This window comes from Pseudothioclava alba (assembly GCF_033100795.1).
Taxonomy (GTDB): domain Bacteria; phylum Pseudomonadota; class Alphaproteobacteria; order Rhodobacterales; family Rhodobacteraceae; genus Pseudothioclava.
The window spans coordinates 317,244-334,016 of the sequence record NZ_JAWLVI010000002.1; the positions used below are offsets into that span (position 1 = coordinate 317,244).

Below are 16,773 nucleotides of genomic sequence, written 5' to 3' on the forward strand. Positions count from 1 at the left end.
TCGCCGCATTTGCCGCGCTGCGGCGAATTGACAGGGACACTTTCTTTCGCATATCTGGGTTCAGGCCGCAATTTTGTTGCGAAGACGAGAATCGACCCTGGATGCAGGAGCCCGCTATGACCGACCAAGCAAAACCCGCCAAGGACAAGCCGTGGCTATTCCGCACCTATGCGGGCCACTCGACCGCGAAAAAGTCGAACGAGCTGTATCGGACGAACCTGTCCAAGGGGCAGACCGGCCTTTCGGTGGCTTTCGATCTGCCGACGCAGACGGGGTATGACTCGGATCACACGCTTGCGCGGGGCGAGGTTGGCAAGGTCGGCGTGCCGGTGTGCCACCTTGGCGATATGCGCGCGCTGTTCGACCAGATCCCGCTTGAGCAGATGAATACCTCGATGACGATCAATGCGACCGCGCCGTGGCTGTTGTCGCTCTATATCGCGGTGGCCGAAGAGCAGGGCGCCGATGTGTCCAAGCTGCAAGGCACGGTCCAGAACGATCTGGTCAAGGAATACCTCTCGCGCGGCACCTATATCTGCCCGCCCAAGCCCTCGTTGGCGATGATTACCGATGTCGCCGCCTACACGCGCGAGCATCTGCCGAAATGGAACCCGATGAACGTGTGTTCCTATCACCTGCAAGAGGCCGGTGCGACGCCCGAGCAAGAGCTTGCCTTTGCGCTGGCCACCGGCATTGCGGTGCTGGATGACCTGAAGAACAAGGTGCCGGCCGAGGCATTTCCGGCGATGGTGGGGCGCATCTCGTTCTTTGTGAATGCGGGCATCCGGTTTGTGACCGAGATGTGCAAAATGCGCGCCTTCACCGAGCTGTGGGACGAGATCTGCCGTGATCGCTACGGCATCGAGGAAGAGAAATACCGCCGCTTCCGTTATGGCGTGCAGGTGAACTCGCTTGGCCTGACCGAGCAGCAGCCCGAGAACAACGTCTACCGCATCCTGATCGAGATGCTGGCCGTGACGTTGTCGAAAAACGCGCGCGCCCGTGCGGTGCAGTTGCCCGCTTGGAACGAGGCTTTGGGCCTGCCGCGCCCGTGGGATCAGCAATGGTCGCTCAGGATGCAGCAGATCATGGCCTATGAAACCGATCTTCTGGAATATGGCGATCTGTTCGATGGCAACCCCGCCGTGACCGCCAAGGTCGAGGCGCTGAAGGATGGTGCCCGCCAAGAGCTGGCGACGATCGACTCGATGGGCGGTGCGATTGCCGCGATCGACTATATGAAGGGGCGTCTGGTCGAGGCGAATGCCGAACGGATCAACCGGATCGAGGCCGAAGAAACGATCGTCGTCGGTGTGAACCGCTGGACCGAGGGCGAGCCCTCTCCGCTCACGGCGGGCGATGGCGGGATCATGGTTGTCGACCCGGCCGTTGAGGCCGAGCAGATCGGGCGCCTGAACGCGTGGCGCGCCGAGCGGGACGAAGCCGCGGTGCAGGCCGCGCTGGAAGAGGTGCGTGCAGCCGCTGCCGCAGGGCAGAACGTCATGCCCGCCTCGATCAAGGCAGCCAAGGCGGGCGCGACCACGGGCGAATGGGCCGGTGTCATGCGCCGCGTTCATGGCGAATATCGCGGCCCGACGGGTGTGTCGCGCTCGCCCTCGAACAAGACCGAAGGGCTGGACGACATTCGCGGCGCAGTGGATGCCGTGTCCACCAAGCTGGGCCGCCGCCTGAAGTTCCTTGTCGGCAAGCCGGGCCTTGATGGCCACTCGAACGGGGCCGAGCAGATCGCCTTCCGCGCCCGCGATTGCGGCATGGACATCACCTATGACGGTATCCGCCTGACGCCCGAGCAGATCGTCGCGAAGGCGCTGGAGGAAGAGGCGCATGTCGTGGGGATCTCTATCCTGTCCGGCTCGCACCTGCCGCTGGTCGAGGAACTGATGGAGCGGATGACGAAAGCGGGGCTTGGCCATGTGCCGGTTCTGGTGGGCGGGATCATCCCCGACGAGGACGCGAAGCGCCTGTCCGCGATGGGGGTTGCGCGCGTCTACACGCCCAAGGATTTCGAGCTGAACCGCATCATGATGGACATCGTGGCGCTGGCCGACCCGCAAGAGCGCGCGGCGTAACCTGCAGACGTAAATTGAATAGACGGATGGGGGGCTTCGGCTCCCCTTTCGCATTCTTAGGCGCGCCTGTAAGGTCGCGCGCATGACCAATTCTCCGATCCAGTTTTCCGACGATCAGGCCGAAGCCTGGGATGCCGTGGCCGAGGCGCTTGAGGCCGCTGGCGTCGATATTGTCGAGGGCAGTCTTAGCCCCGATGGCGGCGGCAATCGTGTGCTCTCGGTGATCGGCAAGGCTGGCTCGGGCAAGACTATGCTTCTGGCCGCGCTTTATAAAGCGCTGGAGGAGGCGGGCGTCGAGGTGGTCTCGGGCGACTATGAAAGTCGACGGCGCAAAGAGCGGCGCACGCTTGCGATTCTGGCGCCCACGAACAAGGCGGCCTCGGTTCTGCGCGGGCGCGGTGTCCCCGCGACCACGATCCACCGCATCCTTTACACCCCCGTCTACGCGCCCGAATACGAGGCGATTGCTGAATGGCTGGCGGGGCAGGGGTCGCGCCCAAATCTGGATATTCTGCGGCTGGACGGGTTGTCGGACGAGGCGCTGGACCGCGTGAAGGCGTTTTACGAGACGAACAAATCCATTCCGGGCGCGCTGGCTGCGGCGGGGCTGCGCGGGTCCGATTTTATTCAGGGCTGGAAGCGGCGCGACGACCCGCTGGACATCGGCTTCGTCGATGAAGCCTCGATGCTGGACGAGCGCCAGTTCGACGACCTGCGCGAGATTTTCCCGACGCTTGTCCTGTTTGGAGACCCCGCGCAGTTGGCCCCTGTGAACCAGTCGGGCGAGATGTGTTTTGAACGTCTGCCCGACCCCGCCAAGCATGTGCTCCACCGCATCCACCGCCAGACGCAGGATAACCCGATCCTTGATTTGGCGCATGCTTTGGCGGACGAGGGGCTGACCTTTGAGCGCTTTGAGCGGATGATCGAAGAGATCGCCGCCAAGGATGAGCGGGTCGTCTGGGCCGGGCGGGTGGAAAGCGACCTGATGGCGCGCTCTCCGGTGTTGGTCTGGCGCAATGCGACGCGCATTCGCCTGATCCATGCGTTCCGCGCGGCCTTTGGCGCGCCTGCGGATGAATTGCTTGCCGGTGAACCCCTGATTTGCGACGGCATCGAGCTGCCGCTCAAGCACCGCAAGAAACGTATCGACCTTGAGGCGCGTGGCCTGATCAAAGGCGCGCAGGTAATCTATCTGGGACCGGGGAAAAAGCCGGGGTTTTCACGCCTGCATGTGATGGGGGCGGAAGACCCGCGCCTGTCTGCGGCCTCGATCATCAAGATCGAGGTGCCGGACCAAGAAGAGCCGTTTATCCCCTTCGCCGCGCGTATGGGGGCGGCGTTTCTGCATGGCGCGGCGGTGACGATCCACAAGGCGCAAGGCTCGCAATGGGAGGATGTGCAGGTCTTCGGGCCTGATCTTTATGCGGCCTACCGCGCGGGCCGGACCGAGGCGGGGATACCTCTGTGGAAGCGCCTTGCCTATGTTGCGATTACCCGCGCCGAAAAGCGCCTCTTGTGGGTCACGCGCAACCGCCTGGCGCGCCCTTCGGCGCCTCTGTCCATCGAGGACTTGCCGCGCGGGGGTGGCACGCTGAAACTGATGCCTGAACAAGCGGACGATTTGGGAGGATAAGCCGATGGCGGTGATGGTGGTGACCGGGGCAAGCTCGGGGATCGGGCGCGCGGTGGCTGAAATGGCCCTTGCGGATGGCTGGCAGGTTGCCTGCATCGCGCGGCGTGAGGACCGGCTGCGTGAGGTGGCGCTTCTGGGGGACGGGATTGCGCTGCCCTGTGATGTGCGCAGCGAAGCGGCGGTCGAGGCGGCATTCACCGCCGTGATGGAGCGGTTTGGCCGGATCGACGTGTTGTTCAACAATGCGGGCATTTTCCCGCGTGGGGCGCTGATCGACGATGTGTCGCTTGCTGAATGGCAAGAGGTTGTTGATGTCAACCTGACGGGGATGTTCCTGTGCGCGCGGGCGGCCTTTGTGCGGATGCGTGCGCAGACGCCGCAAGGCGGGCGGATCATCAATAACGGCTCGATCGCGGGGCAGGTGCCGCGCCCGATGTCTTTGGCTTACTCGGTGACCAAGCACGCGATCAACGGTATGACCAAGCAGATGGCTTTGGACGGGCGCGGGCTGAACATCGCGACGGGGCAGGTTGATATCGGCAATGCGCGCACCGATCTGGCCGCGCAAATGGAAAAAGGCGTGCCGCAGGCTGATGGGTCGGTCCGGCCCGAGCCGATGATGGATGTGCGCGAGGCCGCGCGGGCGGTGATGCACATGGCGTCGCTGCCGCCCGGTGCTAATGTCTTGCAGATGACGGTGATGGCAACCGAAATGCCTTTTGTCGGGCGCGGCTGATCAGGCGCGGAACAGACGGAAAATCGCGGCGGCGGCCCAACCGGCGAAAACGGCGAGCGCCAGTGCCAGCAGGCCGTAAAGTGCGGCATAGTCTTGCGACAGCATATAAAGCCAGCGCTCCAGTCCGACTTTGCGCACATAGATCGCGGTTTGATACCGGTCAACCAACTGCCCGTCGCGCAGCAGGAAAATGCGGGTTTTATAGTCGCCTTCGATCAGGTTCGAGGGCAGCTTGAAATCCGCGCGGAACAGGGTCTGCTCGACCAGATGCACGCCACCTTCGTTCAGAGAGTATAGCCCTTCGCCCTCGCGGATACGCAATAGCGCCTGCGTAAAGGGCCGCGCGTCGCTGACTTCGATCGGGCCGGAGAACGCGCGCACCGCCAGCGGAATTCCGATACGCTCGCGCACGTCGACCGTCGGATCGAGAATCTCCTCGATCGGGCCGGTGGTCGCGATGGAGTAATAGGTGGGCGCGGCCCCGACGATCACCGAGTCGGTATTGACCCAGATCCCCATCTCGCGCGATTTGCGCCGGATTTTGACGGTCTCTGACGGGCCTTCAAGCGTCACGATGACGTGGAGAGGCTTTTCGTTAGGGAAGGGCGACTCACGTTTCACCGCGCCGTAGATCAGGATTTCCGAGCCGTTGAACGAGGCCGTGATGCCGATGTTGTCATGGCTCAACCCCGCGACCACGGATTCCGCCGCCAGCGATTGTGCGAAAGCGAATATCAGCGCGAATGACAGGAGGAGCGCGCGGATCATGCGTCACCTCCGGGGAACAGGCTGAACAACTCGTTCGGGCGCAGCAGCAGCTCCAGCCCGAGTTTCAGCGCGACCGCAATCACCAGAAGCGCCAGCAGGATGCGCAATTGCTCGGCCTTGAGGCGGGCGCCAAGGCGCGAGCCGATTTGCGCGCCGATCACGCCCCCGATAATCAGCATAAGCGCCAGCATCACATCGACCGACTGGTTGGTGATCGCGTGCATCAGCGTGGTGAAGGCCGACACGAAGAGGATCTGGAACAGCGAGGTGCCGATCACGACCTTGGTCGGCATCCCCAGCAGGTAGATCATTGCCGGCACCATGATAAAGCCGCCGCCGACCCCCATGATTGCCGCGAGAATACCGACGACAATCCCCACCAGAACCGGCGGGATCACCGAGATATACAGCCCCGAAGCGCGGAACTTCATCTTGAAGGGCAGGTTATGCACCCAATTGTGCTGGTGCCGTTTGACTCGCTTGCCGCCATGTTTGGCGCGGCGCATCGTGCGGATCGCCTCTTGCAGCATCAACAGGCCGATTGCGCCAAGGAACACGACGTAGGAGAGCTGCACCACAAGGTCGATCTGGCCAAGCGCGGTCAGCAGGTTGAACACCCAGATACCAAGGCCCGAGCCGATCAGGCCGCCAACCAGCAGCACCAGCCCCATCGGCACATCGACCGCTTTGCGCTTGAACTGCGCCAAAACGCCGGAAACGGACGAGGCCACCACCTGATTGGCACCGGTCGCAACCGCGACGGTCGGGGGGATGCCGATGAAGAACAGCAAGGGCGTAATCAGAAAACCACCGCCCACCCCGAACAATCCCGACAGCAGCCCGACAAGGCCGCCAAGACCCAAAAGAAGGTAAAGGTTCACCGAGACTTCGGCGATAGGCAGATAGATTTGCATAACCGTCCGCTTTGCGTGGAACTCCAGTCTTGCCGCGAGGGTGACGCGAAGTCAAACCCCCCGATAGGGCATTCAGAAATTACGCAAGTATCGTCGCAGCACGCGTTCGAGTTTGGCTGCTCCCAAGGGGGCGACGGCTTTGGTCTGCTCGTGGCTGATCTGCTCGTCGGCCATGCCCGCGCCCATGTTGGTAATCACCGAAACGGCGGCGACGCGCAGACCAAGGAACCGCGCAAGGATCACCTCGGGGACGGTGGACATGCCAACCGCATCGGCGCCAAAGATTTTGGCCGCGCGAATCTCGGCGGGGGTTTCGAAACAGGGGCCGGAGAACCAGCAATATACGCCTTCGGGCAGGGCAATGCCTTCGGCCTTGGCTGCGGATGTCAGGGCGGCGCGCATGTCTTGGTCATGGGCATCGGTCAGCGGCACAAAGCGCGCGTCCGATGGCTCTCCGATCAGCGGGTTGGCGCCTGCGAAATTGATGTGGTCGTTCAGCATCATCAGCCCGCCCGGCGGAATATCCGGGCGCAAAGACCCTGCCGCATTGGTCAGCAAAAGCTGCCCGCAGCCCAGTTCTTTCAGGATTTCCAGCGGCAGGCGCATCTCGGCGGGGTTGCCGTTTTCATAGTAATGAACGCGCCCGCCGAAAATGGCCACGCGGACGCCTTCGAGTGTGCCGATCACCAGTTTGGGATTGTGGCCCGAAACGCCCGCGTGGGGAAAACCCGGCAGATCGGAATAAGGGATCGCCACCCCGTTCACCGCATCTGCCAGATGGCCAAGGCCCGAACCAAGCACAAGCCCGATTGCGGGCGGCTCCGTTCCCGCACGGGAGCGGATCAGATCGGCAAGCTCAGCGCTCTTTGACATAGGGTTGGCCTCCGGCACGAGGGGGGATCGCCTTGCCGACAAAACCGGCCAGCACGATCACGGTCAGGATATAGGGCAGCGCATCAAGGAACGAGACCGGAACGGCCATACCGAAAGTGCCCTCGATCACATCGGGGCGCAGCGCAAGTGCTTGCAGGAACCCGAACAGAAGTGTCGCCCAAAGCGCATACCACGGCCTCCATTTGGCGAAAATCAGGGCGGCAAGCGCGATATAGCCACGCCCCGCGGTCATCTCGCGGCCAAAGCCCGCCTGAAGCCCCGTTGCCATATAGGCACCCGCCAGCCCGCACAGGACGCCGGTGATAATCACCGCAGAATAGCGCAGGCGGATCACTGAAATGCCTGCGGTATCCACAGACTCTGGGTTCTCGCCCACGGCCCGAAGGCGCAGGCCAAAGCGCGTGCGGTAAAGCGCCCACCACGTTGCAGGAACGGCCAGAAGCGCGACATAGACCAGCGCGGAATGGCCCGAGAGGACCTCGGCATAAAGCGGGCCAATCAGAGGAACCGCTCCGATTGTGTCGGCCAGAGGCAAGTCAATGGCGTTGAACCGCGCCGCACCTGACAGGGGCGGCGTGCGCCCGCCCTGATGGAACAGCGCCTGCGCGATCAGCACAGTCATCCCCGAGGCGAGGAAATTCAGCGCAACGCCTGAAATGAGCTGGTTGCCGCGGAAGGTGATCGAGGCAAGGCCGTGGATCAGCGAAAACAGGATCGAGGCGCCGATCCCGGCCAGCAGGCCGATCCAGACAGATCCCGTCAGAGCCGCAACCGCGCCGGACGCCATGCCCGCGATCAGCATTTTGCCCTCAAGCCCGATGTCGAAAATCCCCGAGCGTTCCGAGAACAGCCCCGCAAGACAGGCCAGCAACAAGGGCGTCGCCATCCGCAGCGAGGAATCGAGAACCTGAATGAGCGTCGAATAATCCATTACGCCGCCCCCTTCGCCTTGGCGCGGAAGAACACGCCCAGCATCATCCGCACCATATTATCCAGCGCGCCGGTAAACAGGATTACCAACCCCTGAAGCAAGAGCCGCAACTCGATCGGGATAGATGTCCAAAGCCCCATCTCGGCCCCGCCTTGATAGAGGAAGCCGAACAAAAGCGCGGCAAGAAAGACGCCGAACGGATGGTTGCGGCCCATCAGCGCCACGGCAATTCCGATGAACCCCGCGCCTTCGGCCGAGTTCTGCAACAGCCGTTCCGCCTCGCCCATGACATTGTTGATCGCCATCAGTCCGGCGAGCCCGCCCGAGATCAGCATCGACACCATGATGACCTTGACCGGCGAAATGCCCGCATAGATCGCGGCGCGCTCGGATTTGCCGAAGGCGCGGATTTCATAGCCCAAGCGCGTGCGCCACAGCAGTAACCACACGCCAAAGCAGGCCGCGACGGCGACGAAGAAGGTGATATTTGCGGGAACCTTGCGGGTGAAAATCAGGTTCAGTCCGGGGATGTCATGAAGCGTCGGCAGGGCTGCGCCCGCAGGGAAGCGCGCGCTTGCCGGGTCCATCTGGCCAGCCGGGCGCAGAACCTCGACCAGCAGGTAAACGATCAGCGCAGAGGCGATGTAGTTGAACATGATCGTGGTAATCACGATATGGCTGCCGCGTTTGGCCTGCAGATAGGCGGGGATCGCGGCCCATGCGGCGCCGAACAGGGCCGCGCCGATCATCGCCGCTGGCAGCGCCAGCGCCCAATGGGGCCACGGCACCGACAGGCACACAAGCGCCACGCCAAGCCCGCCAAGCTGTGCCTGCCCCTCGCCGCCGATGTTGAACTGGCTGGCATGGAAGGCCACCGTCACGGCGAGGCCGGTAAAGATGAACGAGGTCGTGTAATACAGCGTATAGCCCCAGCCATAGGATGACCCGAGCGCACCTTGCACCATAACGCTGACGGCCTCCCACGGGTCTTGCCCGATGGCCAGAATGACGATGGCCGAAATCACCGCCGCCAGCAGCAGCGAGATCAGCGGCACCAGAACAATATCGGCCCAGGCCGGAAGCTTTTCCATCAGGGTTCCTCCGGCTCTGCGGTAATTGTCCAGCCGTCCATCGCGCGGGTATCCTTACCGCCAAGGCCCGCCATCAGGCAGCCAAGGCCGGTTTGTGTCGCGCTGTCTGCGGGGCCGGTGCCCATGATCTGCCCGTCGAACATTACCGCGATGCGATCCGAGAGCGACATGATTTCGTCCAGCTCGACCGAGACAAGCAGCACCGCCTTGCCCGCGTCGCGCAGCTCGACGATGCGTTTGTGGATGAACTCGATCGCGCCGATGTCGACGCCGCGCGTCGGCTGCCCGACAAGCAGAAGCTCGGGGTTGCGTTCAATCTCGCGCGCCAGCACGATCTTCTGCTGGTTGCCGCCCGAAAAGCTTTTGGCGGGCAGGGAGGGGATCGGCGGGCGCACGTCAAACCGCTCCATCGCGGCGGCGGTCTTTTCGACGATGCCTGCGTTATCCATCACAAGGCCGGATTTCTGGTATTCGGGCTCGTTGTGATAGCCGAAGACCATGTTCTCCCACGCCGCAAAATCAAGTATCAGCCCGTAATGGTGGCGGTCCTCGGGCACATGCGCGATGCCGCGATGGCGGCGCGACTGGCCGTTCGAGTGCTTGCCCGTCAGGTCGATTTCCTGCCCGTTGATGCGGATCGTGCCGGTGCCGTTAGCATAGCCGCCAAGAACCTCAAGCAGTTCGGACTGGCCATTGCCCGCCACACCGGCAATCCCCAAAATCTCGCCCGCGCGGATCGTCAGGCTGATGCCTTTGAGGCGCTGCACCTTGTCAGCGTCGACCACGCGCAGGTTCTCGACCTCGAGCACGATGTCGCCGGGGGAGGCGGGGGATTTGGCGACGTTCAGCAGAACTTTGCGCCCGACCATCAGCTCGGCCAGCTCCTCGGGTGAGGTTTCGGCAGTTTTGACGGTCGCCGTCATTTCGCCGCGCCGCATCACGGACACGGTGTCGGTGATCTCCATGATTTCGCGCAGCTTGTGGGTGATCAGGATGATCGTCTTGCCCTGCGCACGCAGGTTATCGAGGATGCGAAACAGGTGATCCGCCTCGGCAGGTGTCAGCACACCTGTCGGCTCGTCAAGGATCAGGATATTCGCCTGCCGATACAGCGCTTTCAGGATTTCGACGCGTTGCTGGTGGCCGACCGACAGTTCTTCGATCAAGGCGTCGGGATCGACATCAAGCTCGTATTCTTCTGCCAGATGCCGCAGGCTCTTGCGGGCCTTGGACAGCGAGGGGCGCAACAACGCGCCATCTTCGGCCCCAAGGATGATATTTTCGAGGACGGTGAAATTCTGCACCAGTTTGAAGTGCTGGAACACCATGCCAATGCCTGCGCTGATCGCGGCCTGGCTGTCGGGGATGTGTCGGGGCGTGCCGTCGATGATGATCTCGCCCGCGTCGGCCTTGTAAAAGCCGTAGAGGATCGACATGAGCGTCGATTTGCCCGCGCCGTTCTCGCCGATAATGCCGTGGATCGTGCCGGGCATCACGCGGATCGAGATGTCTTTGTTGGCCTGCACAGGGCCGAATGCCTTGGAGATCCCGCGCAACTCGATGGCGGGGGGGCGGGTGACAAGGGCGGCAGTTTCCTGCCGCCCCTCGGTATTCTGCGCCGTGGCCATTACTCGACCGGGCAGGTGTTGTCCGACATGTAATCATGAACGGCAATCTCGCCCGAGGCGATCTTGGCCGTTGCTTCGGCCAGAGCGGCCTTCATGTCCTCCGACACGAGAGGCGCGTTGTTCTCGTCCATCGCGACACCGACGCCTTCTTGTGCGAGATCCATGACGTGGAAACCTGCCTCAAGGGCGTCGCCCGCCATGAAGGCTTCGTAGACCGCATTGTCGACGCGCTTGATCATCGAGGTCAGAACCTTGCCCGGATGCAAGTGGTTCTGGTTCGAGTCGACGCCGATCGAAAGGATGCCCTCGTCCGCCGCGGTTTGCAGCACACCAATGCCGGTGCCGCCAGCGGCCGCGTAGATCACATCCGCGCCTTGCGCGATTTGTGCCTTGGTCAGTTCCGACCCTTTCACCGGATCGTTCCATGCGCTGGGCGTCGTGCCGGTCATGTTCTGCACGACTTTTGCATCGGGGTTAGCGGCTTTCACACCCTGCACATAGCCGCAGGCGAATTTACGGATCAGCGGGATGTCCATGCCGCCGATAAAGCCGACAGTGCCGGTTTTCGAGGCTTGCGCGGCCATCATGCCGACAAGATACGAGCCTTGCTCTTCGGTGAACACGACCGAGCGGACGTTGGGCTGGTCGACACCCATGTCGATGATCGCGAATTTGGTGTCCGGGTAGTCGGGTGCCACGGTGTTCAGCACGTCGCCAAAGGCAAAGCCGGTCATGACGATCGGGTTTGCACCCGACTCGGCCAGACGGCGGAGCGCTTGCTCACGCTGCGCTTCGGACTGCATTTCCAGCTCTTTGTAGGTGCCGCCGGTCTCTTTTGCCCAACGCTCGGCGCCGCCCCATGCGGCCTCGTTAAAGGATTTGTCGAACTTGCCGCCAAGGTCGAAGATCAGGGCCGGATCGGCCATTGCGGCGCCAGCGCACAGAGCCATCGAGGCGGCTGCGCCAAGGAAAGATTTCAGTAGGGTCATCGGTCACTCCCGGTCATTTTGGCTTGCCGTCGGGGAAGCCTTGTTGGCAGGCGCGGAGCCTGCGGACTGGGGGAATTTGGGCAGAGGCATGGGGGGCGGTCAAGCGTGATTTGTGCGTTTTAACCAGCTTGGTGACAATTTTTTAACAATTGGTCAGAGAATTTGCGCCTGCAGGCTGCGGCTCATGACCACGGCGTCGATGCGGGTGCCGTCGGGGGCGTGGTAATAGGCTTTGCGCAGGCCCGATTCTGCCCATCCGCCAGAGGCATAAAGGCCGCGTGCGGCGTTATTGTCGATGGCGACTTCCAGAAAGGCGGTGGTGGCGCCACGGGCGCGCGCTTCGGCCTCGAAGGCGTGCAAAAGGGCGCGGCCCGAGCCGTTCCGGCGCGCGTCGGGATCAACGGCGATAGTCAGAAGCTCTGCCTCGTCGGCAATGGTGCGGCCAAGGACAAAGCCTTGCGGCAAGGTGCGCAGAAAGCACAGCGGCGAGGCCAGAAACCCGGCGAACTCGGCAGTGGACCACGGGCGCGGAGTGGTAAAGCTGCGGGCGTGTAGCGCGGCAAGATCCTCGGGCGTCATCGGTCAGTCCAGAATGACGGGCGGTGGATCAGAGGGCGGTGCGGCATCGGCGGCGCGCAGATAAAGCGGCGCGGGGCGTTGCGGTGTCGCTCCTGTGGCAAGGCGCGTGGCGGTGATTTGCACGATTGCCTCGGCGATGGGGGCTGCGCTGGCCTTGGCGACCGTTCCGCCCGTGGCCTCGGCCAGAAGGGCGGCGCCGTCCCCTATAAGGCTGTCGCCCGTTGGGGGCGCCTCGGCAAGCTCGATCAGATGCGGGTCAGAGGTCGGGCGGCCATCCGCGAAATCCTGCGCGTAAATCTTGCCGTGGCGCGCATCAAGCGCCACGCAGGCGGCGCCATTCACGCCGAAGACCGAGGTCTCGAACCGCGACACGCCAAAGGCGGGCACACCAAGCGGCAGCGCCAATCCGCGCGCGGTGGCGACCGAAATCCGGATGCCGGTAAAGTTCCCCGGCCCGATACCCACCCCGATTGCCGACAGATCGCGCCAGCCGATACCGGCCTCGGCGAGCAACTCTTCAAGCAGGGGCATCAGGCGCTCTGCCTGCCCTTTCGCCATCGTTTCGACGCGAGAGGAAATCACCCGCCCGCCCGACAACAAAGCAGCCGCGCAATGCGCGGCTGATGTATCAAAGCCGAGGATGTAACCCTTAGCTGGCAACGGGGCGCACCTCGGTCACTTCGGGGATGTAGTGGCGCAGCAGGTTCTCGATGCCCATCTTCAGCGTCAGCGTGGACGAGGGGCAACCGGCGCAGGCGCCTTGCATATGCAGGTAAACCACGCCGCGCTCGAACCCGTGGAAGGTGATGTCGCCGCCATCTTGCGCCACAGCGGGACGCACGCGGGTATCCAGCAGTTCCTTGATCTGCGACACGATTGCGGCATCGGGGCCGTCATGGTCGGCATGGCCGCCCGCAGCGGGAGCCTCGCCCTCGATCACAGGGGCGCCGGACTGGAAATGCTCCATGATCGCGCCAAGGATCGCGGGTTTCGCATGATCCCACGAGGTCGCGGCGTCCTTGGTCACCGTCACGAAATCCGAGCCGAAGAACACGCCCGTCACACCCGCAACCGCGAAGAGGCGCTTGGCCAGCGGCGATTTGGCGGCGGCTTCTGCTGTCGGGAAATCTGCCGTGCCAGCCTCAAGGACGGTCTGCCCCGGCAAAAATTTAAGCGTGGCGGGATTCGGGGTGGTTTCGGTCTGAATAAACATCATGCGCCTCCTTGGCCTTGGGGCACATATGCGCTCGCTGACCAAATTCGTCAAGTTTTCGGGTTGGGCCAAATCCGCGCAAGGGATCGGACGTCAGGTGATCGCTTCCAGCTTTTCCTTCGACATTTCGCCCGGCACGATGGTCAGCGGGCAGGGCAGGAAGCCCGAGCTGCGCGTCATTTGCGTGACGAGGGGGCCGGGGCCGGATTTATCAGTGCCCGCGCCCAGAACCAGAACGCCGATTTGAGGGTCGTTCTGGATCACCTCCAGAATTTCCTTGACCGGCTCGCCCTCGCGGATGATCAGCTCGGGGTGGACACCCTGACGGTCGCGCATCCATTTCGCGAAGACCTCGAAATGGGCCTCGATCCGGTCGCGTGCCTCTTGCCGCATGATCTCGCTTACCCCCAGCCAGTGCTGGTATTCCTCGGGCGGGATGACCGAGAGGATAGCGACGCCGCCACCCGTATGTGCAGCCCGCATCGCGGCAAAACGCATTGCGTTCAGGCATTCGCGTGTGTCGTCCAGAACCACCAGAAACTTGCGCATCATTCCTCCGAGGCTGCCCCGATATGGGCGCGATCATCGCGCGCGGGCCGCCGTTTGGCAACTCTGATCACAAGGGCGACGATTGCGCCCAGTCCCAATACAACTCGCGCACGCGTTTGGTGACGGGGCCGATCTCGTAGCTTTTGTCGTCAAAGGCGGCGACCGGCGTGACCTTGGCGAAGTTGCCCGAGAGGAACACCTCGTCGGCGGTGCGGAAGTCGTCCAGCGTCAGCACTGCTTCGACCACCTCGAAGCCATCGGCACGCAGGTTCTTGATGTGCCGCGCGCGCGTGATGCCCGACAGGAACGTGCCGTTCGGCATGGGCGTAAAGACCACCCCGTCACGGACCATAAAGACGTTTGCGGTGGCGGTTTCCGCGACATTGCCCATCGCATCCTGCACCAGCGCGTTGCCAAAGCCTTTGCGCTGCGCCTCTACCAGCATCCGCGCGTTGTTCGGATAGAGGCACCCTGCCTTGGCGTTGCACACGTTGTCGGCCAGCACCGGGCGGCGAAAGCTGGTGGTTGTCAGCGTTGTTGCGGTTTCGGCGGCGGGCATCGCGATCTCTTCAAGGCAAAGCGCAAAGCCCGTCGCACCCTGACGCGGAGCCACGCCCAGTTCCGAGCCATGCAGCGCCCAATACATCGGGCGAACATAGACGGCGGCGCCTTTGTTGTAGCGGCGCAGCCCCTCGCGGGCGATTTCGACCAGATCCTCGGGGGCGAGGGTGGGCGTAATCATCAGCGCCTCGGCCGAGCGGTTGGTGCGTGCGCAATGGGCGTCAAGGTCGGGGATCAGCCCGTCGAACATCCGCGCTCCGTCGAACACCGATGATCCTTGCCAGATCCCGTGATCGGCGGCGCGCATGACGGGAACGTCCCCCTCGTGCCAGGTGCCGTCGAAATAGGTGCGGATGTTGGTGCCAAATGACATGTGGGCCTCCTGAAGAACTCGCGGGCGATCTAAGCACCACGCCCGCGCGAGGTCCAGTCAGGGGATTGTATCCGTGTCAAAGTTGCGGCGCCTCGGCCAGAAGGGCTTGCAGGTCAAGCGGCTCGGTCCCCATTTGCAGATTGCCCTCAGCATCGCGGGGCCAGTCAGCCTCGGGGCGGTCGCGGTAAAGCTCGACCCCGTTGCCATCAGGGTCGCGCAGGTAAATCGCCTCCGAGACACCATGATCGGCGGCGCCTTCAAGCGGGATGCCTGCCTCCACGATACGGCGCAGCGCATCGGCCAGACTTGCGCGGTCGGGATACAGGAAAGCCGTGTGATACAGCCCCGTGGTGCCGTGGGGCGGCGGGTTGCCGCCTTTGCTCTCCCAGGTGTTCAGGCCGATATGGTGGTGGTAGCCGCCCGCGCCCAGAAAGGCGGCGTGGTGGCCAAGGCGCTGTTGCAACTCGAAGCCGAGCACGCCTTGATAAAAGGTGATCGCGCGCTCCAGATCAGCAACTTTCAGGTGAACATGCCCGATACGGGCCTGCGGATGGATAGGGTTTGTCATCTGGGCCTCATGCTGGCTGTGGTCCCCGATGATATAGGCTGTGGATTGGCGAAACGGCAGGCACATCCGCGCACAGACCCTGCTCGGGCGTGCGCAGAGCCTGTGTTACTGGAGCTTGTTGCCGATCGTGATCGAGCTGTTCAGAAGGCCAAGCAGAGCAGCTAGGCCAACCGAGTTTGCCTCGGTCGCCAGCACAAGATCCCTGTCCTGGACTTCGAAATTCTGGGCCGAGAACAGCCCATCTGCCGAGGTCAGGTCCATCGCGAAAACCATCCGCTCTTGCGCTGGTCCGCCGATGCCGTCCTTGCGCACTGCCGACGGGGTATATTCACGCAGCACCAGAACGCCTTTCGGATTGGCGCGCGCATCGGCAAGGCCTCCGGCCAGCGTCACCGCCTCGAGCGCATTTACGCGGTCTTGCGGGAAGGGGATCAGGCTTTCTTTGCCAGTTGCCCCGAGCGAGAGGAAATAGCGCCGGTCCTCATCGACGATCAGCTTGTCTCCGGCGCGCAGGCCTGCGTCGCGCGTGGGTTCGTCCAGAAGGGTTTGAAGCGAGATCTCGTAAACCGATTTGCCGCGCAATAGCCGTAAGCGCGGGTTCGCGATCGTGGGTCGCGCGCCGCCACCAAGCGAGAGCAGACCTAGTGCGGTCAGCGAGCGATCCTCGAGCGGGAAATTGCCTGGCCTTTCGACGCCTCCTACGAGATCGACCGAGTTCGACCGGCCCGGCCGCGATTCAAGTTGCACCTGCGCCGTGGGGATCAGTGGCAGCAGCTTGTCCTCGATCCGCTGCCGGGCTTTGTCGGGGCTAAGGCCGGCTACCGAAATCTCGCCGATATAGGGGACAAAAATCTTGCCCGATGGCGAGACGCGGGTGTCCTGTAGCTTGGCCGAGGGCGTTCCTTGCACCGTCAGGAGTTTGTTTTCGCCGTTTTCCCAGATCGCGATTTTGATCATGTCGCCCGGAGCGATCAGCGTTCCTGCAAAGCCCTTGCCCGAGGTGATCCACGGGTGTGTTGCCTGAGCGTTTTTGCTGGCGGGCCACTTGGCAATTGCCGCCAGCTTGTCGCGCGTGACGTCGAGCTTGGCAAAATCCGCGTTTTGTGCCTCGGAACCGGCGAGGATCTGGCTTTCAAGCGCGGCTCCCCGGGGGAGAGTGCAGGCGCCCAATACGCAGATCACCAAAATGCCGATGCCTCGACGCAACAAACAGTTCATTCGTATCCCCCGTTTCTCACGGCGCGTCCGGGTGC

The 16,773-nt window shown here is 63.0% G+C and carries 17 protein-coding genes; 3 read left to right on the forward strand and 14 right to left on the reverse strand.

Going from position 1 to position 16,773, the window contains the following annotated elements:
- Nucleotides 1-116: 116 nt before the first annotated feature.
- From RYZ20_RS07470 to RYZ20_RS07480, 3 genes are all read left to right on the forward strand, one after another.
- Complete coding sequence (locus RYZ20_RS07470; protein ID WP_317671999.1) at nucleotides 117-2,090, forward strand: protein meaA; 1,974 nt, start codon at nucleotides 117-119, stop codon at nucleotides 2,088-2,090.
- Between the two features lie 82 nt (nucleotides 2,091-2,172).
- Nucleotides 2,173-3,726, forward strand: a complete 1,554-nt coding sequence (locus RYZ20_RS07475; RefSeq protein ID WP_317672001.1) for an ATP-dependent DNA helicase — start codon at nucleotides 2,173-2,175, stop codon at nucleotides 3,724-3,726.
- A gap of 4 nt (nucleotides 3,727-3,730) precedes the next feature.
- Complete coding sequence (locus RYZ20_RS07480; RefSeq protein WP_317672003.1) at nucleotides 3,731-4,462, forward strand: SDR family oxidoreductase; 732 nt, start codon at nucleotides 3,731-3,733, stop codon at nucleotides 4,460-4,462.
- Here RYZ20_RS07480 and RYZ20_RS07485 read toward each other — a convergent pair whose 3' ends face one another.
- The 14 genes from RYZ20_RS07485 to RYZ20_RS07550 all read right to left on the reverse strand — a co-directional run bounded on the left by RYZ20_RS07485 (nucleotide 4,463) and on the right by RYZ20_RS07550 (nucleotide 16,738).
- Nucleotides 4,463-5,230, reverse strand: coding sequence for a TIGR02186 family protein (locus RYZ20_RS07485; RefSeq protein ID WP_317672005.1), 768 nt, complete (start codon nucleotides 5,228-5,230; stop codon nucleotides 4,463-4,465). It lies immediately after the preceding gene.
- Nucleotides 5,227-6,144: a sulfite exporter TauE/SafE family protein gene (locus RYZ20_RS07490; RefSeq protein ID WP_317672007.1), complete on the reverse strand. Its 918-nt coding sequence runs from the start codon at nucleotides 6,142-6,144 to the stop codon at nucleotides 5,227-5,229. The genes RYZ20_RS07485 and RYZ20_RS07490 overlap by 4 nt, the downstream gene beginning before the upstream one ends.
- 72 nt (nucleotides 6,145-6,216) lie before the next feature.
- Nucleotides 6,217-7,017: a purine-nucleoside phosphorylase gene (locus RYZ20_RS07495; RefSeq protein ID WP_317672009.1), complete on the reverse strand. Its 801-nt coding sequence runs from the start codon at nucleotides 7,015-7,017 to the stop codon at nucleotides 6,217-6,219.
- Entirely contained in the window at nucleotides 7,001-7,969 is a 969-nt protein-coding gene (locus RYZ20_RS07500; protein ID WP_317672011.1) for an ABC transporter permease, read from the reverse strand. Before RYZ20_RS07500 ends, RYZ20_RS07495 begins: the two co-directional genes overlap by 17 nt.
- Nucleotides 7,969-9,060, reverse strand: a complete 1,092-nt coding sequence (locus RYZ20_RS07505; RefSeq protein WP_317672013.1) for an ABC transporter permease — start codon at nucleotides 9,058-9,060, stop codon at nucleotides 7,969-7,971. The genes RYZ20_RS07500 and RYZ20_RS07505 overlap by 1 nt, the downstream gene beginning before the upstream one ends.
- Nucleotides 9,060-10,688, reverse strand: coding sequence for an ABC transporter ATP-binding protein (locus tag RYZ20_RS07510; protein WP_317672015.1), 1,629 nt, complete (start codon nucleotides 10,686-10,688; stop codon nucleotides 9,060-9,062). Before RYZ20_RS07510 ends, RYZ20_RS07505 begins: the two co-directional genes overlap by 1 nt.
- Nucleotides 10,688-11,677, reverse strand: a complete 990-nt coding sequence (locus RYZ20_RS07515; RefSeq protein WP_317672017.1) for a BMP family lipoprotein — start codon at nucleotides 11,675-11,677, stop codon at nucleotides 10,688-10,690. Before RYZ20_RS07515 ends, RYZ20_RS07510 begins: the two co-directional genes overlap by 1 nt.
- Nucleotides 11,678-11,830: 153 nt before the next feature.
- Nucleotides 11,831-12,256 (reverse strand): ribosomal protein S18-alanine N-acetyltransferase, encoded by a 426-nt coding sequence (rimI, locus tag RYZ20_RS07520; RefSeq protein WP_317672019.1) that lies wholly within the window; start codon nucleotides 12,254-12,256, stop codon nucleotides 11,831-11,833.
- Nucleotides 12,257-12,259: 3 nt separating this feature from the next.
- Nucleotides 12,260-12,916, reverse strand: coding sequence for a tRNA (adenosine(37)-N6)-threonylcarbamoyltransferase complex dimerization subunit type 1 TsaB (tsaB, locus tag RYZ20_RS07525; RefSeq protein WP_317672021.1), 657 nt, complete (start codon nucleotides 12,914-12,916; stop codon nucleotides 12,260-12,262).
- Nucleotides 12,906-13,469, reverse strand: coding sequence for a NifU family protein (locus RYZ20_RS07530; RefSeq protein ID WP_317672023.1), 564 nt, complete (start codon nucleotides 13,467-13,469; stop codon nucleotides 12,906-12,908). The genes tsaB and RYZ20_RS07530 overlap by 11 nt, the downstream gene beginning before the upstream one ends.
- A gap of 93 nt (nucleotides 13,470-13,562) precedes the next feature.
- Entirely contained in the window at nucleotides 13,563-14,018 is a 456-nt protein-coding gene (locus RYZ20_RS07535; RefSeq protein ID WP_317672025.1) for a universal stress protein, read from the reverse strand.
- Between the two features lie 67 nt (nucleotides 14,019-14,085).
- Entirely contained in the window at nucleotides 14,086-14,952 is an 867-nt protein-coding gene (locus RYZ20_RS07540) for a branched-chain amino acid aminotransferase (RefSeq protein ID WP_317672027.1), read from the reverse strand.
- Between the two features lie 76 nt (nucleotides 14,953-15,028).
- Nucleotides 15,029-15,520, reverse strand: a complete 492-nt coding sequence (locus RYZ20_RS07545; RefSeq protein WP_317672029.1) for a VOC family protein — start codon at nucleotides 15,518-15,520, stop codon at nucleotides 15,029-15,031.
- A gap of 105 nt (nucleotides 15,521-15,625) precedes the next feature.
- A complete protein-coding gene (locus RYZ20_RS07550; protein WP_317672031.1) occupies nucleotides 15,626-16,738 on the reverse strand; it encodes a polysaccharide biosynthesis/export family protein in 1,113 nt (370 codons plus the stop codon).
- Between the last annotated feature and the right edge of the window lie 35 nt (nucleotides 16,739-16,773).